We start from the raw sequence: 22,400 nt of genomic DNA on the forward strand, positions 1-22,400 counted from the left end.
GTTGGGGTGGCTTCAACCAATCTCCGGCGTTTGCGCTGATTTCACGCAAATGAACGGAAAATCTTGCACCAAGACATATGGCAGCCTTTCAAAATCCCTGTATCGGTGGGAACTAGTCGCCCATATACTCGCGCAATGCCTCTGCCGAGCGGTTCTCGCCGATCGACATCGCCAGGATGCGCGAGATGTGGCGGCGCGGCAGGCCGGTCTCGGCCGACCATTGGTTGATCTGCGCCTGGATCTTGTCGAGGTCCCGCTTCGAGGTCGGGTTTTCGGCGATATCGAGGCCGGCATCGCGCAATGCCGCCGCCATGTCAGTGGAGACGACAAACGTGTCCCATTCGAGCCAGCGCAGGAGATACTGGCCGGTGTTGCCGCCGAGCCGGCTGCCATGCTTGGCGAGATAAGCGGTCAGGCCGACCTGATCGTCCGCGGGCCAGGAGGCGATGAATTTGCCGAAGCTGCCATGTTCCTTCGAGACGCGATCGACGAAGGCGGCATTGTCGCGCACCGACTTGATCTTCTGCGGATTGCGCACGATGCGGCTGTCGGATGCAAGCTCGTGCCAGAAGTCGTCCGGCTGGAACAGAAGCCGCTTCGGCTCGAAGCCTAGGAACGCTTCCTCGAAACCCGGCCATTTCTGCTCGATCACCCGCCACACGAAGCCGGCGGCGAAAATGCGTTCGGCCATGGTGGAGAGGATGCGGTCGTCGGGGATCTTTGCCACCGCCTTGTTGTCGGGCGCGGGACCAAGCAGTGGTGCCAGCACGGCCTCCCCGCCCTTGCGCTTTGCCGCCCGCGCGTGGATTTTCTGGAAATCGAGCATCATTGTCCTCGCTTGTTCGCCGCAATCTATCACTTCACGTCCGGCCCGGCAGCCTCTACCTCTATCGACGCCCGGCCGAAGGAGGGGACAAATGAACAAGATCGTCGAAGACATGGCCAACCGTTTGCTCAAGCGAAAGCCGGACGGTTTCGGTCCGCTCGAGAGCCGCGTGCTCCAGTCGACGCTCGAGCGCACCACCATCGCGCGCGACACCAACAAGGCCGTCGCCTTCCACGAGACCTATGGAGACCGTGTTGCCGACACCATTGCCAGGATCGGCGGCTCCTGGTCTTTCATCCTGAGCTTCCTGGCCTTTCTTGTTGTCTGGACTGCCGGCAACGCCTGGCTGCTCACCCGCGACGCCTTCGACCCCTACCCTTTCATCTTCCTAAACCTTGTTCTGTCGATGCTGGCGGCGATCCAGGCGCCGGTGATCATGATGTCGCAGAACCGCCAGACCGAGCGCGACCGCATCGACGCCGCCCATGACTATGAGGTCAATCTGAAGGCCGAGATCGAGATCATGGCCCTGCATGAAAAGCTCGACGAGCTTCGCCATAGCGAGATCATCGGCATGCGTGACGAAATCCAGCGCATGGCCGAGCAGATCAGGCGCATCGACGAAAAACTGTCCGCGCGGCCCGCAACGGAATGAGCGACACCATCCACCGCCTCATCGAGCAATATGGGCTGATCGCGGTCTTCCTGGGTTGCGTGGCCGAAGGCGAAAGCGCGGCGATCCTGGGCGGCTTCTTCGCTCATCAGCATGTTTTCGTGCTGTGGCAGACTTTCTTTGCCGCCTTCCTCGGCGCCTTCGCCGGCGACACCTTCTTCTTCACCATGGGGCGCAGCTTCGCCGAACATCGCTATGTGAGACTGTTGCGCAGGCGTCCGGGCTTCAGCCGCGCCTATCGCCTGCTCAACACCCATCCCAACATTTTCGTGCTGACCAACCGCTATATCTACGGCATGCGCCTGGTCGGCGGCGTCGCCGCCGGCCTGTCGACCGTGTCCATGCCGCGTTTCGTCATCTTGAACGCCATCTCGTCCGCGGTCTGGTCGGCCCTGTTCAGCGGCATCGGCTATGTCTTCGGCCTGGGCGCGGAGGAAATCGTGGGCCAGGCGTTTGCTCGCCATGAGCGCCTGCTCATCGCCCTCGGCGTCGGCATCGTTATCGCCGTGGTCGCTTGGTTGGTAGGCCATCACTTCGCGAAGCGCGAACGCGCCAAGGAAGACCAGGCAGGATCTTGATCAATCCGCGAGGATCAAATCGGCGCGCCGACAAGGCGTTCGATGAGGGCGACGCCCCATACGCCGCCGGCGATCACGATCGAAATCAGCACGGCCAGCGAACCGCAGTCCTTGGCAAGTTGGATGTCGATGTGGAATTCGCGCGAGATCGCGTCGCAGGCCGCTTCGATGCCGGTGTTGAGCACTTCGACCATGATCAGGAGCAGCACAGCGCCGATCAGCAGGGCATAGCCGCGCCATGAAACCGAGATGAACCAGCCGGCCGGCAAGGCGAGCGCCAGCAACAGCAATTCCTGCTGGAACGCCTTTTCGTGGGCGGCCAACTTGCGGAAAGCCCGCACTGAATTGATAAAAGCATCGATCAGCCGCTGCATGCCTCTGCCCCGTTGCGAGTCACCGGCAGGGGATATCGCAATGGTGGGATCAAGGGAATAAGGCAGCCGCCGCAAAATTCATCCGCCCGCGACCTTTATCGAGGGCGCCGATTTCTCGAACTGCGGCAACTCGTCCTCGATCGAATAGTAATCGCCCTTGTCGCCGACGAAGATGTGGCATTCGCCCTGGAGCCCGCTCGGTTCCTCGAATGAACCCGCCATAACCGAAACATAGGCATCGCCTTTCGGCTTCCAGAACAGCACCGAGCCGCATGTCTTGCAGAAGCCACGCTTGGCGAAGTCGGATGCCTCATACCAGGTGAGATTTTCCATGCCTTCGATAACGATGTCGGCGTCCGCAATGTTGGTCGCGGCGTAGAAATGGCCGCTCTGCTTGCGGCATTGTGAACAATGGCAATAAATCACGCCGCGTCGTGGGCCCTTCGTTCTGAAACGCACCGCCCCGCACAGGCACGATCCGCTGTGATTATCGTCCATTCCACCCTCCTGTTGCTTCCGCCTCAATCCAATCAGCGCACAGGATTCCAGTTTCATCGACGTCTGGCATCGGCAAAAGCGACATCGCAAGGACGTGCTTCAAAACCTGCACCTGCACCGCTTTGCACCCTGTGGTAGCAGGGACAATGAGGAAATCCAGGCTATTAAGGAAACTTTAGCGAAACTGCATCTATGGTTCCCACAAGCGATGGTCGTGTTGGGGACGCGCCGTCGCACCACAATTCTGATTCAAATCCCCGCGTGAGCGACTCCCGGCGGTGGCATGTCTCCGGTCGCACTGAAGGGGCAGTGAACAGAACATGAAGCCGGCAGCCATTCCGACCGATAGGAACACCGACATCGCCAGCACCGTCGTTGCGACGATGCGACAGCTCGGCGTGCTTGGCCTACCGCGTAACTATGAAATCTTCTACGAGGCGCTCAGCAGCAGCAATCGCGAGCTCAGCCTTGCCGTCGTCTCGTTGAGCAACCGTCCGACCCAGGAAGATCTCGACCGCATCGGACGGAACTTCTTCCCGCAGCACCACGGCCCCGCCATTGTCGAGCACGCCCGTGAGGTGGTGGCCAAGGAGCTCGAGGACATCGCCGCGCTGTTGCGCAGCGAGCGCTCGCATATCGAGAAGTATGGCCGCATCCTCGACGAGACATCGAGCGGCCTGAGCAATCGCAGCCTGCTTTCGCAAGAACTCCTGCAGAAGATCGCAGGCGCCATGTCGGCCGCCACCAGCTCGACGATCGACCACGGCCGTCAGATTGCCAGCACGCTCAGCGAGAAGACAGCCGAGCTTGAAAGCGTCAAGTCGAAGCTCGAGGAATACAAGCGGCTCGCCGACACCGACCCGCTCACGCAGCTGTGGAACCGCCGCGCCTTCGACAAGGAGATCACCCGGATCTATAACAGCAACCGCGGCATCCTGTTCAACGCCTTGATCCTTGCCGATATCGATCATTTCAAGGACATAAACGATCGCTACGGCCACCCGGTCGGCGATAGGATCCTGCAGATCATCGCAGAGATCTTCCAGTCCAGCGTGCGTGCCGACATATTTGTCGCTCGCACCGGCGGCGAGGAGTTCGCGCTTATCGTCGAAGGCGCCAGCGAGGAAGCCACATACGAGATCGCCGAGCGCATCCGCGCGCTCGTCGAGCAGACCCCGTTCACCGGCAGCCAGACCGGCATGAACTACGGCACCGTTACCGTGTCGCTGGGCATCTGCATGGCCTCGGAGGCGGAAAACCCCGAGGATCTCTATACCAAGGCCGACCAGGCGCTTTACCGCTCTAAGGTCGGCGGCCGCAACCGTGTGACAAAGCATTCGGCCATGGTCAGCCGGGCCGGCAAAGGCTGGCTGCTTTACAAGAAAGACTGACACACCCCTTTCCAGACGAATTTTTGTGGACTATATTTTCCACAGAAATGAAAGGGTGCGCTTATGCAACGTCCAGTCGCGGCCGCGACGGCGGCCGAAAATGCCGTCATCACCAAGGCCACGCTGCGTGCGGCAGACCTGCTCGATATCACCGCCAGGACACTTGCTTTGGTCATCGGCGTGTCGGAAGCAACGGTCTCGCGCATGCGCCGGCAGGAATTCCTGCTTGAACGCGGCACCAAGCCGTTCGAGTTGGCCGTACTGTTCGTGCGCCTGTTCCGCTCGCTCGACGCCATCGTCGGCGGCGACGAGACCGTCGCCCGGGCGTGGCTGAAGAATCCCAACACCACGCTCGACGGCACACCGCTCGAAAAAATCCTGACGATTGCCGGACTTGTCGATGTCATTGCCTACCTGGACTCCCGGCGCGCTCTCGTCTGAGGCCGTCCGGCTCGAAGGCAAGTATTGGCGGATGGTCGAGGCGCAGCACCGCGTCTCGACCCTTAAGCTCATCGACACGCTCGATGAGCAGGCGCTGCTTGAGGACCTCATCGAGGACACCAAGCCGCGGATCCCGCTTGAGTGCCGCCATCTCCACTACCTGTTGGCGACGCCTTTTCGCTATGGCTCCGTCTATCCATACGGCTCCCGCTTCCGCCGCGCCGGCAAGACCAAAGGCGTCTATTACGCCGCCGAGACGGTGCTGACTGCGGTGGCGGAGATGGCCTTCTACCGCTTGCTGTTTTTTGCGGAATCGCCGGCGACGCAATGGCCGAGCGACGCGGCGGAATATACCGCCTTCGCCGCCGCGATAAAATGCGACCGCGCAATCAATCTGACAGGGCCGCCGCTCGATCGCGACGAGAAAGCCTGGACGCACGCCACCGACTACACCGCCTGCCAGGCGATCGCCGATGTCGCGCGTGAGGCCGAGCTGCAGGCGATCCGCTATCGCTCGGTGCGCGATCCCAAGGGCGTCAATATCGCGCTGTTGACGTGCAAGGGCTTTGCCAAGGCAAAACCGCTGGAGCCGCAGACCTGGCGCATCCGGATCGGCTCTTTCGGCCTTCAGGCGATCTGCGAATTCCCGGACAAGCGGCTGGAATTCTCACGCACTGCCTTTGCCGATCCGCGATTGGCCGGCATGCGCTGGGAGCGCGGCTACTGAACTCCGAAAACTGTATCGAGATTCAGGACAGGACGAGCCGAGAATGGTGGCCTCCGAGAACCGGAGCGGAGCGTACTTCGAGTACGGGAGCACCGGAAGCGCAGGAGGTCGCCATTCGCAGGCCGACCTCACCTGAATATCGATACAGTTTTAGGCCAGGATGTTGACGGCCCGCGCCGCCACCAGCGCGATCGTCAGGAGCGAGATCATTGCTTCGGCCATCATCAGGAGCTTCGCGCGCTGCGTGAGCGGCAAGGTGTCGGTCGGCGAGAACGCCGTGGCATTGGTGAAGGCGAGGAAGACATAGTCGACGAAGCCCGGCAGCCAGCCCTGTATCTCGCGATCGGGCAGCGTCATTTGCGGAAACAGGAAGTCTGCCTGCGCGCGCTTGACCAGCCCGCAGGTCGGCGGACCGCCCCGATCGGTGCTCCAGAACCATAGCGCAAAGACAATCACGTTGGTGACCCAGATGTTGAGCGCGTCGACGAGCAGAGTCGTGCCGGCCCCGGCATGCCCTTCCAGCAATGCCCGCACCAGGGAAACCAGCGATCCGCAATTCATGATGCTGATGACCCCCGTCATCACCAGTGCCGCGCGGCGGATATAGAGGCGAAGTTGGCCTATCGCGTACCAATGCTCATGGTCGACGGCGTTGCGCGTCGCCATTTGCGTCCAGGCCGTCGCGATCGACAGGGGCACCAGCAGCGCCGCCTCCACCGAAGGGGCCAGCCAGCGCGGACCGAAGGACAGGTTGTTGATGACCAGAAGCTGCAGGCAGATGACGACGAGAACCGCGGCGCGCGCCGACCAGAAATCGAGCCCACGGTGATGGATGACGGCATGCTGATGGTGCATGGGGGAACCTGTATTGCTAAAACCGCGGCGCTACGGACGGGCTCCGGCAATGATCGGCCGGCCGGTCCTGCCCGAAGCGCCGGCGACGGGTTCCATCGCAATCTTGGTTTTACAATGTTGCGGAAGAATACTTTTTCGTAAGCTTTTGCTATCGGACTGTTCAGCAATCCATCGGTATGATTTTAGGCCAGTATGTCGAGAACCAGTGAATCCGTGCATGTCTGGCCCGCCGCGGCTGCGGCGGAGGACGATCTGTCTTCCATCTGGAACGGTCTGGTCCGGCATCCTTGGCGGTTGCTGGCGCTTTTGTGCCTGATCCAGATCGCTTGCTGGACCGTCATGCCCGCGCTCGTCAACGTCGGGCCGCCGCGCGACGTCGTCGAGGGCTTCATGTGGGGCCGCGAATGGGTGCTGCTGACCTACAAGCACCCGCAACTCCCCTGCTGGCTGCTCGAGATCAGCCACCTGCTCACCGGCTCATTCCGCTGGCCGCAATATATGCTGTCGCAGTTGATGATCTCGACGACTTTCGTCCTGGTCTACCTTCTCGCGCGCGACATCATGGGCCCGACCCGGGCGATCGCCGCCGTGCTCTTGATGCCGTCGATCTATTTCTTCGGCTGGCCGACCCCGCAGTTCAACCATGACTATGCGCAGATGCCGTTCTGGGCCGCAATCTCATGGTTGCTGTGGCGCTCGGCGCGCGACGGCCGTCCAGGCTGGTGGCTCGCCCTCGGCCTCGTCTCCGGCATCGGGCTCTACGCCAAGTTCTCGACGGCTCTGCTGCTGGTGTTCGGTGGTATCTGGATTTTGTACGACGCCCGCGCTCGAAGCCGGCTTGCCACCCCATGGCCATGGCTCGGTCTTGCGGTTTTTCTGGGCCTCGCGGCGCCGCTGGCAATTGCGCTTTTCCGCCTCGATTTCCTGCCGCTGACCTATGCCGAGCATCGCAACGCCTGGGTGCTCGCCAACCGCGCACGGCTTTACTATATCGGCGTTCAGCTTGCAGGGCTTGCCGCTCTTCCCGCCGTTCTTGCTATTTCCGGCCTGCTGCGGCGGCAGGCCGACCCGGCACAAGATCCCTTACCGGCCCGCCCCGCCCCCGAGCGGCGCGCGATTGTCTACCTGGCATGGATGGGCCTGGGGCCGGCGCTCCTGATCATGACCGCCTCGCTGTTTATCGGCACCGGCGAGTCCTGGGGCGCGACGATGTACAATTTGGTCGGCACCCTCGCGGTTGCGCTCTTGGGCCAGCGCGTGGGGGCGGCCGAGTTGCGCCGGCTGGCGCTGCTGGCAACGCTCTGCGTGGTCGGCGTATCAAGCGCCTATGCGGTTACACGCTGGACCAGTTGCAACGTCCTCGGTCGCCTGCAGCCGATGTGCTGGCCGGCACGATCGATCTCGCAGACGGCCGAAGCGATCTGGCATGAGACGGTACCAGCACCACTGGGCATCGTCGGCGGCGAAGACGGCGTGGCTCAGCTTGCCGGGCTGGAAGCGGCGGACCAGCCGTCGATTTTCACGACGCTCGACAGGCGGCTTGCCCCCTGGATCACGGACCAGCGCCTGCGGGATCAGGGCATGCTGCTGGTGTGGCCGACCGGTTGGAGGCTCTCCCCGCAACAGCAGGCCTGGATCGCCGGCCTGCCGGTCAAGACCGTGCCATTCGACTGGTCGCTTAAGGCACCGCCCCTGGAGATCAGCTTTGCCGTCATTCCGCCCGGCAGAACCGGTTTCCCGGGCGATCCGCCCGGACCGCCCGATCCGGAATGACCCGCGATCCGACTTGAAGTTTATCGGCCCGACGTCAAAAGGCGCCAGCGTCACCGCCAGCGCCTCCGACGATAGGCTCAAGCCTCTGTTCAGGCGTTGGCGGCCTGCTTGTGCTGGACCGGATGGCTCTTCTTGAGCAGGTCCGAGACCAGGAAGGCGAGCTCGATCGCCTGGTCGGCATTGAGGCGCGGGTCGCAATGGGTGTGATAGCGGTCCTGCAGATCCTCCGCCGTGATGGCGCGGGCGCCGCCCGTGCATTCGGTGACGTTCTTGCCGGTCATCTCCACATGGATGCCGCCCGGATGCGTGCCTTCCGCGCGATGAACTTCGAAGAAGGTCTGCACTTCCTTGAGGATGCGGTCGAACGGCCGCGTCTTGTAGCCGGCCGCCTCGATCGTGTTACCATGCATCGGATCCGACGACCAGACAACGTTGCGGCCTTCCTTCTTAACTGCCCGCACCAGCTTCGGCAGATGCTCGGCGACCTTGTCGGAGCCGAAGCGCGCGATCAGCGTCAGACGGCCCGGCTCGTTTTCGGGATTGAGCAGGTCGATCAATTCCATCAGGCCGTCCGGCGTCAGCGACGGCCCGCATTTCAGGCCGAGCGGATTCTTGATGCCGCGGCAATATTCGATATGCGCGTGATCGGGCTGGCGGGTGCGATCGCCAATCCAGATCATGTGGCCGGAGGTCGCGTACCAGTCGCCGGAGGTCGAATCAACGCGCGTCAGCGCTTCCTCATAGCCGAGCAGCAGCGCCTCGTGGCTCGTATAGAAATCCGTCTCGCGCAGCGCGAAATTGGTTTCCGACGTGATGCCCACCGCGCGCATGAAATCCATCGTCTCGGTGATGCGGTTGGCGAGCGATTCGTATTTTTCTCCCTGCGGGCTGTCGGCGACGAAGCCCAGCATCCAGCGATGCACGTTCTCAAGGCTGGCATAGCCGCCCTGCGCGAAGGCGCGCAGAAGGTTGAGCGTCGCGGCGGACTGGCGATACGCCATCTCCTGGCGCGCCGGATCCGGAATGCGCGAGGAGGCGTCGAATTCGATGCCGTTGATGATGTCGCCGCGGTAGCTCGGCAGGGTCACGCCGGCCTTGGTCTCGTTGTCGGATGAGCGCGGCTTGGCGAACTGGCCGGCGACGCGGCCGACCTTCACCACCGGCTGCGCGCCGGCGAAGGTGAGCACCACCGACATCTGCAGGAAGACGCGGAAGAAGTCGCGGATGTTATCGGCGCCATGCTCGGCAAAGCTCTCGGCGCAGTCACCGCCCTGGAGCAGGAAGGCTTCGCCGGCGGCTACGGCCGCCAGCTGCTTCTTCAGCTTGCGCGCCTCGCCGGCAAAGACCAGCGGCGGATAGGTCGCAAGCCGCGCTTCCGTGGCTTGCAAAGCCCCAAGGTCCGGGTAGGCCGGAACCTGCTTGATCGGCTTTGCTCTCCACGAATTCGGCGACCATTTCGTCATCGCTGCACCCAACGCCCTTCCAGAGCAACTCCAGGAAAGTGTAACGGCTTTCCGTCCGGAATTGCGTCAAACAACCGGCGAGCGTGCTTGCCCGCCATTCCAGCCTCGATACGAGGTCGCGGCTCCTTACACGAAGCCGATTACCTATTCTAGCCGGGTTTTTCAGCGGTGGCGAATGGTCCGCCGCTCGCTATGCCGCGTCCGCCAGCGCGAGCAGGAACAAGCCCAGCCTCAACAACAGACAAGATGGGCTGTAAAGCAGGCTGTCATATCTGGCGAAACGCGTGTTCCTGACCCGCTTGAACAGCCCGAAATATCGCGACCAGCTCAACGCCCGCAGTGTGAATATCGCCGCCCACAGGATGATAAATATCATTTTATGATATATATGTCCTGCAGCGGTTCCGTTGCAGGTGGGGCTGCTGTTGTGGTTGTCTAGCCCAAAGGGCATTGTTGGTCAAAGCGACGGTGAAAGATGAATAAGATCCAGACTTTGATCCATCGACGAGCCGATGAACGCAGGAGGGCCGCGCAGGCTTGCGTATCGCGCATTCTTCAGAGCGCAAAAGGCCGCGGGATCGACATCTCCGTTGTCGGTTCCCTCGCGAAAGGTCGTTTCCGCGTTCATTCGGATATCGACTTGCTGGTTCACGGGAGAACCGATCCCGCGCGGCGGGCTATGGTCGAACATCTGGTCGCCGACCACCTCCGGGGAATGGATATTCCTTACGATCTCATTTTTGCGTCAGATATTTCGCCCGAACGGGTTCAGGAACTGCTCAATGACTGCGTTTAAGCATCCGGCATTCGCAAAGCTGTCGCCAAAAATCGACCGCGCGGCAAAAGAGCTGCAGCAGATTGATGAGTATTTGTCAGAGCACGGCAGCGAGATGGCACTTGGCGAATGGGGAGCGGTTGCAGCTGTTTCGCTTGGAATCCACAATATCTACAATGGCATCGAAGATATTCTGCTCAGTGTGGCCAACGATGTGGACGATCTCGTCCCCAAAGGGCCTTCGATGCACCAGGACGTGCTCGATCAAATGTCAGTGCAAATAGCTGGCATCCGCCCTGCTGTCCTTGACCCTGCGCTTTACGAGGCTTTCGGTGAGTTGAAAGGATTTCGTCATCTGGTGAGGCATCGGTACGGCTTTGACCTGAAAACGGACAAGGTTCAAGAAAATCTCGACCGAGCAAGAAAGGCATTCCCGGCTTTCGTGGAAGCCATTGTTTCCCTGGAGAGAGCCCTCACCGAGGAAAACACGGACGATAATGGTGACGGCTCGGGAGACGGGGCCTCCGGCGGCCGTTGAGTAGATGGCCCCGTCACGTACGCCGGAACAGATCTTGCGAGCGCTGACACCTGAGAACTGTCGGCTGGTGGCGCTGATCCATCGGCATCGGCCGCAAAGCGTCACGGAATTGTGCAATTTGGCAGCGCGGCCGCAACCGAACGTTTCACGCTCATTGGCGATTCTTGAGCGAGCCGGGATTATCTCAATGACGGGTTCTCGACCAAAGAGACCAGAACTGGCCGTGCAGCGCGTAACTATTGAACTCGTGGATCTTCAAAACGCCTGATATTGAATCAGTCGACTGGTCGTCGCCTTTTGGCGGTCCCTCATCATCCCAGGCCTACGCGGCCTTGTCGACGAGCCGCGCCAGTTGCGTCATCACCACGGCCGAGCCGGCGAGCCGCTTCTCCGCGTTCGGCCAGTCGCGGGTGAAAACGACGCTATGGTCGGCCCTGATCTTGGCCAGCGATCCCTGCTCGCCGATGAACTTGACCAGCCCGACCGGATTGGGGAACTCGCGCTTGCGGAAATGAATGACGACGCCCTTGGGCCCGGCATCGAGCTTCTCGACATTGGCCCTGCGGCAGAGCGCCTTGATGAAGACGATCTTCAACAGGTGCATCACCTCTTCCGGCAAAGGCCCGAAGCGGTCGATCAGCTCGGCGCCGAAGCCGTCGATCTCCTCGGTGGTTTCGAGGTCGCCTAGGCGTCGGTAGAGCGCCATGCGGAGCTGCAGGTCGGGCACATAGCTTTCCGGAATCATCACCGCGGTGCCGACGGCGATCTGCGGCGACCAGCCGCCGTCCTGCGCCTCGCCGGTATCTTTCACCTCGGCCACCGCCTCTTCCAGCATCTGCTGGTAGAGCTCGAAGCCGACCTCCTTGATATGGCCGGACTGCTCTTCGCCCAGAAGATTGCCGGCGCCACGGATGTCGAGGTCGTGGCTGGCGAGCTGGAACCCTGCGCCGAGCGTGTCGAGCGACTGCAGCACCTTCAGCCTGCGCTCGGCCGTATCGGTGAGCTTGCGGTTCGCCGGCAGCGTGAACAGCGCATAGGCGCGCACCTTCGAACGGCCGACGCGGCCGCGCAATTGGTAAAGCTGCGCGAGGCCGAACATGTCGGCGCGATGGATGATCAGCGTGTTTGCTGTCGGGATATCGAGCCCGGATTCGACGATGGTGGTCGACAGGAGCACGTCGTACTGACCGTCGTAGAAAGCGTTCATGATGTCGTCGAGCTCGCCCGGCGGCATCTGGCCATGCGCCACTGCCACTTTCAGCTCCGACACGGATTCCTTCAGGAAATCATGGATTTCGGACAGGTCGCTGATACGCGGCACGACATAGAAGGAATGGCCGCCGCGATAGCGCTCGCGCAGCAGCGTCTCGCGGATGACCAGCGGATCGAAGGGTGAGATGAAGGTGCGCACCGCCATGCGGTCGACCGGCGGCGTGGCGATAAGCGAGAGCTCGCGAACGCCGGTCAGCGCCAGTTGCAGCGTGCGCGGGATCGGCGTCGCCGACAGCGTCAGCACATGCACGTCGGACTTGAGATCCTTCAGCCGCTCCTTGTGCTTGACGCCGAAATGTTGCTCCTCGTCGATGATCAGCAGGCCGAGGCGCTTGAACGAGATCGAGCTGCCGAGCAGCGCGTGCGTGCCGACGACGATGTCGACCGTGCCTTCGGCGATGCCCTTCTTGGTCTCCGCCAATTCTTTTGAACCAACCAGGCGCGACGCCTGCGCGATGCGGATCGGCAGGCCCGAAAAGCGCTGCGAGAAGGTTTTGAAGTGCTGCCGCGACAACAACGTCGTCGGCACCACGACCGCGACCTGGAACCCTTCCATGGCCGCGATGAAGGCGGCGCGCAACGCAACTTCCGTCTTGCCGAAGCCGACGTCGCCGCAGATCAGCCGGTCCATCGGTTTGCCGGCGCCGAGATCATCCAGGACGGAATCGATCGCCGTCTGCTGGTCGTCGGTCTCCTCATAAGGGAAACGCGCGGCGAACTCGCCATAAAGCCCTTCCGCCGGGATCATGGAGGGCGCTGCACGCATCTGCCGCTCGGCGGCGATGCGGATCAATTGCCCGGCCATGTCGAGCAGGCGCCGCTTCAGCCGTGCCTTGCGCGCCTGCCAGGCGCCGCCGCCCAGCTTGTCGAGCGTCGCCTCAGTCGAATCCGAGCCATAGCGCGACAGAAGCTCGATGTTTTCCACCGGCAGGAACAGCCGATCGTCGCCGGCATAATGGATTTCGAGACAGTCATGCGGCGCGCCGAGCGCTTCTATGGTGCGCAAGCCGATGAAGCGGCCTATGCCGTGGTCGGCATGGACGACGATGTCGCCTGCCGACAGCGACGAGGCTTCGGCTATGAAATCGGAGGCCTTCTTCTTGCGCTTGGAACGCCGAATGAGCCTGTCGCCGAGGATGTCCTGCTCGGCGACGACGACCAGATCGTCGGTCTCAAAGCCGGATTCGAGCGGCAGCACGGCAAGGCCCGCCTGCCCCGGCTCCAGCTTTTCGACCTCGGCCAGCGTCGCGACAGGTTTCAGATTACCGAGATGGTGCTCCGCGAGAATTTGCCCAAGCCGGTCGAGCGAGCCTTCAGTCCAGCCGGCGACGACGACGCGGCGACGCGCCGCGCGCTCGTCGGCAATGTGCTTCACGACGACGTCGAAGACGTTGATGTTGGGATCGGCGCGCTCCTCGGCAAAGCTGCGGCCTTGCCGCGAGCCGCCATGGAAGACTTTTTTGGCACCGACATCAGGGGCGTCGAAGACGCTGAAGTCTATGTCCTCGCGCGGTCCGAGCGACGCCTTGAGGTTTTCGGGCGAGAGATACAGCAGATCCGGCGCCACCGGCTTGTAAGGGACGGCATCCTTGAGCGCGCTGTCAGCCTGCTTGCGGCGTGCCTCGTAGTGGTCGAGGATCAGCGTGTGGCGCTCGGCCAACGCCTCATGCGCCAGATGGTCGAACACGACAGGCGCGTCCGGCAGATAGTCGAACACGGTCGCCAGCCGCTCGTAGAAGAACGGCAGCCAATGCTCCATGCCGGCGAAGCGGCGGCCTTCGCTGACCGCCGCGTAGAGCGCGTCGTCGCGCGACGGCGCGCCGAAGGCCTCGATATAGGAGCGGCGAAAGCGGCTGATCGTTTCCGGTATCAGCGCCACCTCGCTCATCGCTTGCAGCGACATCGATTTCCGCTGCCCGGTGGTGCGCTGCGTCGCCGCGTCGAAGACGCGGATCGATTCCAGCGTGTCGCCGAAGAAGTCGAGCCTGAGCGCCTCGCTCCAGCCGGGGGCGAAAAGGTCGAGGATGCCGCCGCGCACCGCGAATTCGCCGAGGCCGCGCACGGTCGGCACGCGCTCGAAGCCGGAGACCTCCAGCCGCGCGATCAGCGCATTCATGTCGATCTGGTTGCCGGGCCTGGCATGAAACGTCTGCGCTTCGATCAGCTCGGCCGGCGGAATGCGCTGCAGCAACGCATTGGCGGTGGTGAGGATCACCGCGCGATGCGGTTTCTTCGCCAGCGCGATCATGGCCGAAAGCGCGTCGAGCCGCCGCGCCGCCGCATCGGCGCCGGGCGAGACGCGGTCGTAAGGCAGGCAGTCCCAGGCCGGCAGCTCCAGCACCGGCAGGCCGGGCGCGGCAAAGGCGAGCGCTTCGATGATCGCCGGCAGCCGCTGGCCGTCGCGCGCGACGAACAGCACCGGCTTGTCGGGCGCGATCTCCTGCGCCGTCCTCACCAGGGCGAAGGCTTCGTAGCCGTCGGCGACGCCGTCGACGATGAACTGGCCGGCGCGGCCCTTGGGCAGGCCGATGGAAGGAATGAGGGTCATGGATATGCGTTTTTCAAAATGTCATGGTCCGGCGCGATGCCAGGATCTTTTGCAGCACCGCGCAATCGATATCGGGCGAAACCGGGCGCTCCCCGGTGACCATCGGGAAAAATTCAGTGTCGGGAATTTCGAGAAGTCTCTCATATTGGTCGATTTCATCGCCGGTCAAGGCGCCGATCTCGGCGTCGGCGAAGGAACCGAGGATCAGGTCCATCTCGCGCATGCCGCGATGCCAGGAGCGGAACAGGAGCTTGCGGCGGCGCGCGTCCAACCCCTCGCTTGATCGCTGTGTTCCGGTCATGGCGCCGCATCCCTGTCCAAAGCGGCGCATATAGCGTGGATAGAGAGCGGTGTCAGCCTTTGCGCTGCCCTCGTCGCGACATAAGCTGACACGATGCGTCCCACCGTCCTCGATCCCTTGTTCGTTCCGATCACTTCGCTTGCCGGCGTCGGCCCGAAGGTCGGGTTGCTGATCGAGCGTGTCGTGCCGGCCGACCTCGGCGATCGCGCTGCGCGCGCGGCCGACCTTCTGTTCGTGCTGCCCAACACCGTCATCGACCGCCGCAACCGGCCCGGCATCGCGCTGTCGGCCGAGGGCCAGATCGTCACGCTCGAGGTGCGCGTCGACCGCCATCAGCCGCCGCCGCGCGGCAACAGGTCGGTGCCGTACAGGGTTTACGCCCATGACGACACCGGCGAGGTCGCGCTGACCTTCTTCCATGCCCATGCCGCCTATCTGCAGAAAATGCTTCCCGAGGGCGAGCGTGTGGTGATCTCGGGTCGCATGGAGTGGTTCAACGGCCGCCCGACCATGGTCCATCCCGACCATATCGCACCGATCGACGAGGCCGAGGGCCTACCGTTGGTCGAGCCGGTCTATCCGCTCACCGCCGGCCTCTCGGCAAAGGTGCTGCGCCGCGCCATCGGCCAGGCACTGGGCCGCCTGCCGGAACTGCCGGAGTGGCAGGACAACGCCTTCATGCGCCGCCATACATTCCCGTCCTTCGGCGATGCGCTTGCGCGCATCCATTATCCGAAGGATCCGATCGACGTTGCCGTCGAAGGCTCGGCCTGGCGACGCCTTGCCTATGACGAATTGCTGGCCGGCCAGGTTTCGCTGGCGCTGGTGCGAGCGAGAATTCGCCGTCTCTCAGGCCGGCCGCTTACCGGCGACGGCAGCATCGTCGAGAAATTGCGCGCTGCCCTGCCCTACAAGCTCACCGCCAGCCAGGAATTCGCGCTTGGCGAGATCAACGCGGACCTTGCCGATCCCGAGCGCATGCTGCGCTTGCTGCAGGGCGATGTCGGCTCCGGCAAGACGGTGGTGGCGCTGCTCGCCATGGCGCGCGCCGTCGAGGCCGGCGGCCAGGCAGCCCTGATGGCGCCGACCGAAATCCTGGCGCGCCAGCATCTGGCGACGATCGCGCCGCTGGCGGAAAAGGTCGGCCTGCGCCTCGCTATCCTGACCGGGCGCGAGAAGGGCCGCGAACGCACGGAGACGCTTGCAGGTCTTTCCGGCGGCGCGATCGACATCGTCGTCGGCACGCATGCCCTGTTCCAGGAAAGCGTGACGTTTCACGACCTCGTGCTGGCCGTCGTCGACGAGCAGCACCGCTTCGGCGTTCATCAGCGCCTCGCCATCACCGCCAAGGGTGACGCGCCGGACATGCTGGTGATGACGGCGACCCCCATCCCACGCACGCTGGTGCTGACCGCCTTCGGCGACATGGATGTCTCGAAGCTCACCGAGAAACCGGCCGGCCGGCAGCCGATCCGCACCGTCACCTTGCCGATGGAGCGGCTGGATGAGCTGGTCGGCCGCATGCTTGACGCCGTCGCCGATGGCCAGAAAATCTACTGGATCTGCCCGCTGGTCGAGGAATCCGAAGAGATCAAGCTGATGTCAGCGGAGGACCGTTTCGCATCGTTGAAACCGCTGTTCGGCGAACGGACCGGCCTGGTGCACGGTCGCATGAAGGGTGCGGAGAAAGACGAGGCGATGCGCGCCTTCAAGCAGGGCGAAACGCGCATCCTCATCGCCACCACCGTGATCGAGGTCGGCGTCGACGTGCCCGACGCCACGATCATGGTGATCGAGCATGCCGAACGCTTCGGCCTTGCCCAGTTGCACCAGTTGCGCGGCCGGGTCGGGCGCGGCGACAAGCCCTCCTCCTGCGTCCTGCTCTACAAGGAGCCGCTCGGCGAGACGGCCAAACGCCGGCTCTCGGTGATGCGAGAGACCAAGGACGGCTTCAAGATCGCCGAGGAGGACCTGAAACTGCGCGGCGAAGGCGAGTTGCTAGGCACCCGCCAGTCAGGCACGCCCGGCTTCCAGGTGGCACGCCTCGAGTTCCATGCCGATCTGCTCGAAGCCGCGCGTGACGACGCACGCCTGATCCTGTCGCGCGACCCGGAACTGCAGTCCGAACGCGGTGAGGCGCTGCGGCTGTTGCTTTACCTGTTCGGCCGCGACGAGGCAGTGCGGCTGCTGCGCGCCGGCTGAGCGCCGAGCGGCGGATTGGCGAGCGGTCCTTCAAGATGCTCGCCGTTCAGCGTCACCAGCTTGGCCTTGACCTCCGGCGCCACCATGCCGGCCGAAACGATCAGCTTGGCGCCGTCCTCGATCGACATGTCGAGCGGCACGATCTCGGATTTGTGCACATACATCAGGAAACCGGTGGTCGGATTGGGTGTGCAGGGCATGAACACCGCAATCAGCGGATCGCCTTCCTGATCCAGCTTCTGGTTGATCTCCGTTTCCTTGTCGTTGGCGACGAAGACCAGCGACCAGACGCCCTTTCTCGGATATTCGACCAGCCCGACCTGGCGGAACATGTCACCCTTGTTCGACAGCACCGTCTCGAAAATCTGCTTCAGCGAGCCATAGATGCCACGCACCAGCGGCATGCGGCCAAGCAGCCGCTCGCCGAAATTGACGATGGCGCGGCCGACGATGTTCGCCGTCAGGAAGCCGATCAGCGTGATCAGCACCAGCGCCACGATCAGCCCGAAGCCCGGAACCGGGAACGGCAGATAGGTATCGGGGTTGTAGCGGGCTGGGATATAGGGTTTTACCCAGGAATCGACCCAGCCGATCAGCGACCAGGCGATATAGACCGTGATCGCTAGCGGCGCGCAGACGATGAAGCCCGTCAGGAAATAATTCCTCAGCCGGGTCATGCCAGAGGTCTTCAGGGCGTCGGACATGGGTTCACCGCGGCGCAGGTTGCAACGCTGAGATTAGTGAACCGCGAGCCGGTTTGGAACTGCGAAGTTTTTAAAGAGCGATCGTCAGGCCGCTGTATCCAGCGGCACGATCTTCTCGAGTTCCGACGCTATTTTGCTCGCTTCGATCTCCAACTCGTAGGCCTTCTGGAAGTTCATCCAGAACTCGGGCGTGGTGTTGAAGAACCTGGCGAGGCGAAGCGCCGTATCCGGAGTAAGACCGACTTCCTCCTTGACGATGCGCTCGATCCGGGTGCGCGGAAGATTAAGCTTCTTTGCAAGCACGCCGGCACTCATGCCGAGCGGCACCAGATACTCCTCGCGCAGGAATTCTCCCGGGTGGATGGGGCGTGCGAACTTGAGCATAACTCCGTATCCTCAAAGGGTTAGGGCGAGTGCCGTTCAATGGTAGTCGACAATTTCCACATCTTCGGCTCCGGCGGCTGTCCATCTGAAACAGATGCGCCATTGGCCGTTGATGCGTATGGAATGTTGCCCGACACGATCCCGCTTCAGAGCCTCCAGATGGTTTCCAGGTGGCGACCGAAGGTCATTCAGTTGGACGGCATTATCAATCGCCCGGAGCCGCCTTTCAGCCCGGGCGACCAGATCCGGCGGAAATCCCTTAGGTGCCCTGCCAGCCGCTACCTCTTCGACCGTCTTGCCTTTGAATGAAACGATCAACAGCCATCCCCACGTGCCGTATCATACTCTGATACGTAGCCGGCAGCAAGATCATGTATCATTAATTGATACAGATCAATCGTGGAAACGAAACCTACTCCACCGTCACCGATTTCGCCAGATTGCGCGGCTGGTCGACGTCGGTGCCCATGAAGACGGCGGTGAAATAGGCCAGCATCTGGATCGGCAGCGCGTAGATGATCGGCGAGATGATCTCCGGCACTTCGGGCAGGATAATCGTCTCCATCGTCTTGATGCCGGCCTGCGCGGCGCCCTTTTTGTCGGTGATCAGGATGATCTTGCCGCCGCGCGCCGCCACTTCCTGCATGTTCGACACGGTCTTTTCGAAGATACGGTCATGCGGCGCGATCACGATCACCGGCATGTTCTCGTCGATCAGCGCGATCGGACCATGCTTCAGCTCGCCGCCGGCATAGCCTTCGGCGTGGATATAGGAGATTTCCTTGAGCTTCAGCGCGCCTTCCATGGCCAGCGGGAAATTGGTGTCGCGGCCGAGATAGAGCACGTCCTTGTAGCGCGACAGCTCGCGCGAGATGCGCTCGATCTGCTCGTCGAGCTTCAGCACCTGGGTGGCGTAGCGCGGCGCCTCGGAAAGCTCGCGCACCAGCTGCTTTTCCTGATCGGGCGAGATCGTGCCGCGCGCCACGCCCGCGCGGACCGCGAGCGCAGCCAAGACGGATAGCTGACAGGTGAAAGCCTTGGTCGAGGCGACGCCGATCTCCGGCCCGGCAAGCGTCGGCAGCACGACGTCTGATTCGCGCGCCATGGTCGATTCCCGCACATTGACGACAGCACCGATTTTCATGCCGGCCTTGCGGCAATAGCGCAGCGAAGCAAGCGTGTCGGCGGTCTCGCCCGACTGCGAGATGAAGAACGCCGCATCATTGGCCGAAAGCGGCATCTCGCGATAGCGGAACTCGGAGGCGACATCGATGTCGATCGGCAGCCGCGCATAGCGCTCGAACCAGTATTTCGAGATAAGCCCGGCGAGATAGGCGGTGCCGCAGGCCGAAAGCGCAAGGCGGCCGATCTTGGCGAAGTCGAACGGCAGGTCGAGCGGCTTCGACACCCCCGATGCGAAATCCACGTAATGCGCCAGCGTGTGCGAGATCACCTCGGGCTGCTCATGGATTTCCTTTTCCATGAAATGGCGGCGGTTTCCCTTGTCGACCATGAAGCTGGTCGACAGTGACTGCTGGCGCTTGCGGTCGACTTGTCTACCGTCGATGTCGTAGATGGTCACGCTTTCGCGACGCACGACCGCCCAGTCGCCGTCTTCCAGATATGTGACCGCATTGGTGAAAGGCGCCAGCGCGATGGCGTCCGAGCCCAAAAACATCTCGCCCTCGCCATGGCCGACGGCCAGAGGCGGGCCGTTGCGGGCGCCGACGATCAGGTCCTCGTCGCCCTTGAACATGATCGCCAGGGCAAAGGCGCCGGAAAGCCGCTTCAGCGCCGCATGCGCGGCTTCCACCGGCTTCAGCCCCTTGGCGAGCTCGCGCGCCACCAGATGCGCGACGACCTCGGTGTCGGTCTGCGAAGAGAATGAGTAGCCGTCGCGGGTGAGCTCGTCGCGCAGCTCGGCGAAATTCTCGATGATGCCGTTGTGGACGATGGCGACGCCCTCGGAAAAATGCGGATGCGCATTGGTCTCGTTGGGCACGCCATGCGTCGCCCAGCGGGTGTGGCCGATGCCGATCGTGCCGTCGAGCGGCTCGTCCTTCAGCCGGCGTTCGAGATTGACCAGCTTGCCCTCGGCGCGGCGGCGGCCGAGCTCGCCCTTTTCGATGGTGGCGACGCCAGCCGAGTCGTAGCCGCGATATTCAAGCCGCTTCAGCGCATCGACGATGAGCGGCGCGACTTGGCTTCGGCCAACGATTCCAACGATACCGCACATGGCGATTGCCCCCGATTCCCAGCAGAAAACCCAGCGCTATCTATGGATTGCCGGGCTGCCGTAAAAGTCACTTTGCGTTTCGTTCCGTGTCAACCGGAACCCTGTTTGAAGACCACCATGGCAGAGGGCCATTGCGATCCAGTTACCGCAATTGCTCGGTTTTTCAGCCGCTTCAGCGCCGAAGCGTGCACACGCATTGCCGTTCGTCTCCGCTGTGAGGTGCTGCTGGGGTGTCGAGTATCATTTGCCGCGGCGGTGCGTCATCCTCCAAATGACGATCCACGCTGGATCGCGCAAGCCGGCTTTGAGACGCGGCTCGCGCTGCCGCTGTTCTTCCTGATCCCCAATCCCTGCTCGCTATTCCGCCGCAGCCTTCTTCTTCGCCGCGGCGGCCGAGGCGAAGCGCTCGCGCAACTCCTTGCCCTTGCCGGGAATCGTCTTCTGGCGGGCGCGGCCGAAGGCGAGCGCATCATCGGGCACACTCTCGGTGATCACGCTGCCGGAAGCGATATAGCCGCCTTTGCCGATCGAAACCGGCGCCACCAGCGAGGAATTCGAACCGACAAAGGCCCCCTCGCCGATGTCGGTGAAGAATTTCGAGTAGCCGTCATAATTGCAGGTGATGGCGCCGGCGCCGATATTGGCTGCCGCACCCACGCGCGCATCGCCGATATAGGTCAGGTGGTTGACCTTGGCGCCCTCCTCGATCGTCGCCTGCTTGACCTCGCAGAAATTGCCGACCTTTGCCTTGTTTCGAAGGTCCGCGCCGGGCCGCAGCCGCGCGAACGGCCCGACATCACAGTTTGAGGCGATCGTTGCGCCCTCGATATGGCTGAAAGCATGGATCTTGGCGCCCGATGCGATCTTGACGCCCGGCCCGAACCAGACATTCGGCTCGACGATCGTATCGGTGCCGATCTCGGTATCGTGCGAGAAATAGACGGTTTCGGGCGCGATCAGCGTGACCCCAGACAGCATCGCCTCGCGCCGCCGGCGCGTCTGCCAGATGGCTTCCGCCTCGGCGAGCTCGGCCCGGTTGTTGATGCCGAGCGCGCTTTCGAAACTCGCTTCCGTCGCTACCACGTCGAGCCCTTCCGCGCCGGCGATCTCAACGATGTCGGTGAGGTAGAATTCGCCCTTCGCGTTCTTGTTGCCGACCTTGTCGAGCAGCCGCAGCGCATGCTTGGCCGCAACCGCCATCATGCCGGCATTGCAGAAGCCGATCTTTTTCTCTTCCTCCGAGCAGTCTTTCTCCTCGCGGATGGCGATGAGACGGCCGCCCTTTTCGATCAACCGGCCGTAGCCGGTCGGGCTTGGCGGACGGAAGCCGATGACCGCGACGGCGGCACCCTCCGCCAGCTTCTGCCGCGCTGCGGCCAGCGCCTGCGCATCGATTAGCGGCGTGTCGCCGAACATCACGAGAATGTCGTCATAACCCTTTGATATCGCTTCACGCGCGGCAAGGACCGCATGCCCGGTGCCGAGCCGCTTCTCCTGCACGAAGGTCTCCGCCTTTGGCGCGAATTTCTGCACCGCCTTGCGCATCTCGTCTGTGCCGTGGCCGATCACCAGCGCCACACCGGTCGCGCCGGCAGCCTCAGCGGCTTTCACGACGTGCGCCACCATCGGCAGGCCGGCAATGGCATGCAGCACCTTGGGCATCGCGCTTTTCATGCGCGTGCCTTCGCCGGCGGCGAGGATAACGGACAGGCAGGTTCTCTGGCTCATGGATGGGCAACCGTATGAAAAAGGTTTGAATCAATGCATGCTAGCAGCGCAGGCCATGCTGCACCAATGCGGTTAAATTCCGGTGAGATAGGTTCAGCAACTGACTTTCAATC

At 62.7% G+C, this 22,400-nt stretch carries 22 protein-coding genes; 9 read left to right on the forward strand and 13 right to left on the reverse strand.

Features of this window, described 5'->3' with window-relative positions; all coding sequences use genetic code 11:
* Positions 1-112 precede the first annotated feature (112 nt).
* Entirely contained in the window at positions 113-826 is a 714-nt protein-coding gene (locus FJ425_RS09010) for a DNA-3-methyladenine glycosylase I (protein WP_140628186.1), read from the reverse strand.
* 91 nt (positions 827-917) lie between these two features.
* Between FJ425_RS09010 and FJ425_RS09015 the strand changes: the two genes are divergently transcribed.
* Entirely contained in the window at positions 918-1,481 is a 564-nt protein-coding gene (locus FJ425_RS09015; protein ID WP_140627454.1) for a DUF1003 domain-containing protein, read from the forward strand.
* Complete coding sequence (locus tag FJ425_RS09020; RefSeq protein ID WP_140627452.1) at positions 1,478-2,077, forward strand: DedA family protein; 600 nt, start codon at positions 1,478-1,480, stop codon at positions 2,075-2,077. Before FJ425_RS09015 ends, FJ425_RS09020 begins: the two co-directional genes overlap by 4 nt.
* Positions 2,078-2,091: 14 nt before the next feature.
* Here FJ425_RS09020 and FJ425_RS09025 read toward each other — a convergent pair whose 3' ends face one another.
* Together FJ425_RS09025 and FJ425_RS09030 are read right to left on the reverse strand one after the other, a co-directional pair.
* Entirely contained in the window at positions 2,092-2,451 is a 360-nt protein-coding gene (locus FJ425_RS09025; RefSeq protein WP_140627450.1) for a diacylglycerol kinase, read from the reverse strand.
* Between the two features lie 78 nt (positions 2,452-2,529).
* Complete coding sequence (locus tag FJ425_RS09030) at positions 2,530-2,949, reverse strand: GFA family protein (RefSeq protein ID WP_140722830.1); 420 nt, start codon at positions 2,947-2,949, stop codon at positions 2,530-2,532.
* A gap of 320 nt (positions 2,950-3,269) precedes the next feature.
* Here FJ425_RS09030 and FJ425_RS09035 point away from each other — a divergent pair, with 320 nt between their 5' ends.
* The 3 genes from FJ425_RS09035 (at position 3,270) to FJ425_RS09045 (ending at position 5,508) form a co-directional block, all read left to right on the forward strand.
* The gene (locus tag FJ425_RS09035) at positions 3,270-4,340 is read left to right on the forward strand and encodes a diguanylate cyclase (protein ID WP_140627448.1); all 1,071 of its coding nucleotides are present in this window, start codon (positions 3,270-3,272) and stop codon (positions 4,338-4,340) included.
* 63 nt (positions 4,341-4,403) lie between these two features.
* The gene (locus FJ425_RS09040) at positions 4,404-4,781 is read left to right on the forward strand and encodes an antitoxin Xre/MbcA/ParS toxin-binding domain-containing protein (RefSeq protein ID WP_027166494.1); all 378 of its coding nucleotides are present in this window, start codon (positions 4,404-4,406) and stop codon (positions 4,779-4,781) included.
* Positions 4,741-5,508 (forward strand): RES family NAD+ phosphorylase, encoded by a 768-nt coding sequence (locus tag FJ425_RS09045; RefSeq protein ID WP_140722833.1) that lies wholly within the window; start codon positions 4,741-4,743, stop codon positions 5,506-5,508. The genes FJ425_RS09040 and FJ425_RS09045 overlap by 41 nt, the downstream gene beginning before the upstream one ends.
* A 150-nt stretch (positions 5,509-5,658) precedes the next feature.
* Here FJ425_RS09045 and FJ425_RS09050 read toward each other — a convergent pair whose 3' ends face one another.
* Positions 5,659-6,363, reverse strand: coding sequence for a hypothetical protein (locus FJ425_RS09050; RefSeq protein ID WP_140722836.1), 705 nt, complete (start codon positions 6,361-6,363; stop codon positions 5,659-5,661).
* A 192-nt stretch (positions 6,364-6,555) separates the two neighbouring features.
* On the opposite strand from FJ425_RS09050, the gene FJ425_RS09055 reads away from it, so the two are divergent.
* Positions 6,556-8,136 (forward strand): glycosyltransferase family 39 protein, encoded by a 1,581-nt coding sequence (locus FJ425_RS09055; RefSeq protein ID WP_140722839.1) that lies wholly within the window; start codon positions 6,556-6,558, stop codon positions 8,134-8,136.
* An 89-nt stretch (positions 8,137-8,225) separates the two neighbouring features.
* Here the strand turns inward: FJ425_RS09055 and FJ425_RS09060 are convergent, their stop codons facing one another.
* Positions 8,226-9,599, reverse strand: coding sequence for a 3-deoxy-7-phosphoheptulonate synthase class II (locus FJ425_RS09060; RefSeq protein WP_140542234.1), 1,374 nt, complete (start codon positions 9,597-9,599; stop codon positions 8,226-8,228).
* 190 nt (positions 9,600-9,789) lie between these two features.
* Positions 9,790-9,975, reverse strand: coding sequence for a DUF3995 domain-containing protein (locus FJ425_RS09065; protein ID WP_181175852.1), 186 nt, complete (start codon positions 9,973-9,975; stop codon positions 9,790-9,792).
* Positions 9,976-10,074: 99 nt separating this feature from the next.
* Here FJ425_RS09065 and FJ425_RS09070 point away from each other — a divergent pair, with 99 nt between their 5' ends.
* Positions 10,075-10,395 carry a nucleotidyltransferase domain-containing protein gene (locus FJ425_RS09070; protein ID WP_140627440.1) on the forward strand — a complete coding sequence of 107 codons (321 nt, stop codon included), beginning with the start codon at positions 10,075-10,077 and terminating at the stop codon, positions 10,393-10,395.
* A complete protein-coding gene (locus FJ425_RS09075) occupies positions 10,382-10,912 on the forward strand; it encodes a hypothetical protein (protein ID WP_246676334.1) in 531 nt (176 codons plus the stop codon). The genes FJ425_RS09070 and FJ425_RS09075 overlap by 14 nt, the downstream gene beginning before the upstream one ends.
* A gap of 322 nt (positions 10,913-11,234) precedes the next feature.
* Here FJ425_RS09075 and mfd read toward each other — a convergent pair whose 3' ends face one another.
* Entirely contained in the window at positions 11,235-14,732 is a 3,498-nt protein-coding gene (mfd, locus tag FJ425_RS09085) for a transcription-repair coupling factor (protein ID WP_140722845.1), read from the reverse strand.
* Between the two features lie 13 nt (positions 14,733-14,745).
* Positions 14,746-15,033, reverse strand: coding sequence for a succinate dehydrogenase assembly factor 2 (locus tag FJ425_RS09090; protein ID WP_140542229.1), 288 nt, complete (start codon positions 15,031-15,033; stop codon positions 14,746-14,748).
* Between the two features lie 93 nt (positions 15,034-15,126).
* Between FJ425_RS09090 and recG the strand changes: the two genes are divergently transcribed.
* The gene (gene recG / locus FJ425_RS09095; RefSeq protein ID WP_140722848.1) at positions 15,127-17,235 is read left to right on the forward strand and encodes an ATP-dependent DNA helicase RecG; all 2,109 of its coding nucleotides are present in this window, start codon (positions 15,127-15,129) and stop codon (positions 17,233-17,235) included.
* On the opposite strand, the gene FJ425_RS09100 is transcribed toward recG, so the two are convergent.
* The 5 genes from FJ425_RS09100 to glmU all read right to left on the reverse strand — a co-directional run bounded on the left by FJ425_RS09100 (position 17,187) and on the right by glmU (position 22,287).
* A complete protein-coding gene (locus FJ425_RS09100) occupies positions 17,187-17,939 on the reverse strand; it encodes a DUF502 domain-containing protein (RefSeq protein ID WP_140722850.1) in 753 nt (250 codons plus the stop codon). The two genes, recG and FJ425_RS09100, sit on opposite strands and share 49 nt — an antisense overlap.
* 84 nt (positions 17,940-18,023) lie before the next feature.
* On the reverse strand, positions 18,024-18,323 hold the full coding sequence (locus tag FJ425_RS09105) for a HigA family addiction module antitoxin (RefSeq protein ID WP_140627430.1): 300 nt from the start codon (positions 18,321-18,323) through the stop codon (positions 18,024-18,026).
* A 36-nt stretch (positions 18,324-18,359) separates the two neighbouring features.
* Positions 18,360-18,641: a type II toxin-antitoxin system RelE/ParE family toxin gene (locus FJ425_RS09110; RefSeq protein ID WP_140627428.1), complete on the reverse strand. Its 282-nt coding sequence runs from the start codon at positions 18,639-18,641 to the stop codon at positions 18,360-18,362.
* 94 nt (positions 18,642-18,735) lie between these two features.
* A complete protein-coding gene (gene glmS, locus FJ425_RS09115; protein WP_140627426.1) occupies positions 18,736-20,559 on the reverse strand; it encodes a glutamine--fructose-6-phosphate transaminase (isomerizing) in 1,824 nt (607 codons plus the stop codon).
* A 357-nt stretch (positions 20,560-20,916) separates the two neighbouring features.
* Entirely contained in the window at positions 20,917-22,287 is a 1,371-nt protein-coding gene (gene glmU, locus FJ425_RS09120; protein WP_140627424.1) for a bifunctional UDP-N-acetylglucosamine diphosphorylase/glucosamine-1-phosphate N-acetyltransferase GlmU, read from the reverse strand.
* Between the last annotated feature and the right edge of the window lie 113 nt (positions 22,288-22,400).

The organism is Mesorhizobium sp. B2-7-2, from assembly GCF_006440775.1.
Lineage (GTDB): Bacteria > Pseudomonadota > Alphaproteobacteria > Rhizobiales > Rhizobiaceae > Mesorhizobium.

What these genes read in the sequence shown, in the direction of transcription:
- FJ425_RS09010 (WP_140628186.1), bottom strand. Translation starts at nt 826, where the DNA reads ATGCTCGATTTCCAGAAAATCCACGCGCGGGCGGCAAAGCGCAAGGGC.
- FJ425_RS09015 (WP_140627454.1), top strand. Translation starts at nt 918, where the DNA reads ATGAACAAGATCGTCGAAGACATGGCCAACCGTTTGCTCAAGCGAAAG.
- FJ425_RS09020 (WP_140627452.1), top strand. Translation starts at nt 1,478, where the DNA reads ATGAGCGACACCATCCACCGCCTCATCGAGCAATATGGGCTGATCGCG.
- FJ425_RS09025 (WP_140627450.1), bottom strand. Translation starts at nt 2,451, where the DNA reads ATGCAGCGGCTGATCGATGCTTTTATCAATTCAGTGCGGGCTTTCCGC.
- FJ425_RS09030 (WP_140722830.1), bottom strand. Translation starts at nt 2,949, where the DNA reads ATGGACGATAATCACAGCGGATCGTGCCTGTGCGGGGCGGTGCGTTTC.
- FJ425_RS09035 (WP_140627448.1), top strand. Translation starts at nt 3,270, where the DNA reads ATGAAGCCGGCAGCCATTCCGACCGATAGGAACACCGACATCGCCAGC.
- FJ425_RS09040 (WP_027166494.1), top strand. Translation starts at nt 4,404, where the DNA reads ATGCAACGTCCAGTCGCGGCCGCGACGGCGGCCGAAAATGCCGTCATC.
- FJ425_RS09045 (WP_140722833.1), top strand. Translation starts at nt 4,741, where the DNA reads ATGTCATTGCCTACCTGGACTCCCGGCGCGCTCTCGTCTGAGGCCGTC.
- FJ425_RS09050 (WP_140722836.1), bottom strand. Translation starts at nt 6,363, where the DNA reads ATGCACCATCAGCATGCCGTCATCCATCACCGTGGGCTCGATTTCTGG.
- FJ425_RS09055 (WP_140722839.1), top strand. Translation starts at nt 6,556, where the DNA reads ATGTCGAGAACCAGTGAATCCGTGCATGTCTGGCCCGCCGCGGCTGCG.
- FJ425_RS09060 (WP_140542234.1), bottom strand. Translation starts at nt 9,599, where the DNA reads ATGACGAAATGGTCGCCGAATTCGTGGAGAGCAAAGCCGATCAAGCAG.
- FJ425_RS09065 (WP_181175852.1), bottom strand. Translation starts at nt 9,975, where the DNA reads ATGATATTTATCATCCTGTGGGCGGCGATATTCACACTGCGGGCGTTG.
- FJ425_RS09070 (WP_140627440.1), top strand. Translation starts at nt 10,075, where the DNA reads ATGAATAAGATCCAGACTTTGATCCATCGACGAGCCGATGAACGCAGG.
- FJ425_RS09075 (WP_246676334.1), top strand. Translation starts at nt 10,382, where the DNA reads ATGACTGCGTTTAAGCATCCGGCATTCGCAAAGCTGTCGCCAAAAATC.
- mfd (WP_140722845.1), bottom strand. Translation starts at nt 14,732, where the DNA reads ATGACCCTCATTCCTTCCATCGGCCTGCCCAAGGGCCGCGCCGGCCAG.
- FJ425_RS09090 (WP_140542229.1), bottom strand. Translation starts at nt 15,033, where the DNA reads ATGACCGGAACACAGCGATCAAGCGAGGGGTTGGACGCGCGCCGCCGC.
- recG (WP_140722848.1), top strand. Translation starts at nt 15,127, where the DNA reads ATGCGTCCCACCGTCCTCGATCCCTTGTTCGTTCCGATCACTTCGCTT.
- FJ425_RS09100 (WP_140722850.1), bottom strand. Translation starts at nt 17,939, where the DNA reads ATGTCCGACGCCCTGAAGACCTCTGGCATGACCCGGCTGAGGAATTAT.
- FJ425_RS09105 (WP_140627430.1), bottom strand. Translation starts at nt 18,323, where the DNA reads ATGCTCAAGTTCGCACGCCCCATCCACCCGGGAGAATTCCTGCGCGAG.
- glmS (WP_140627426.1), bottom strand. Translation starts at nt 20,559, where the DNA reads ATGTGCGGTATCGTTGGAATCGTTGGCCGAAGCCAAGTCGCGCCGCTC.
- glmU (WP_140627424.1), bottom strand. Translation starts at nt 22,287, where the DNA reads ATGAGCCAGAGAACCTGCCTGTCCGTTATCCTCGCCGCCGGCGAAGGC.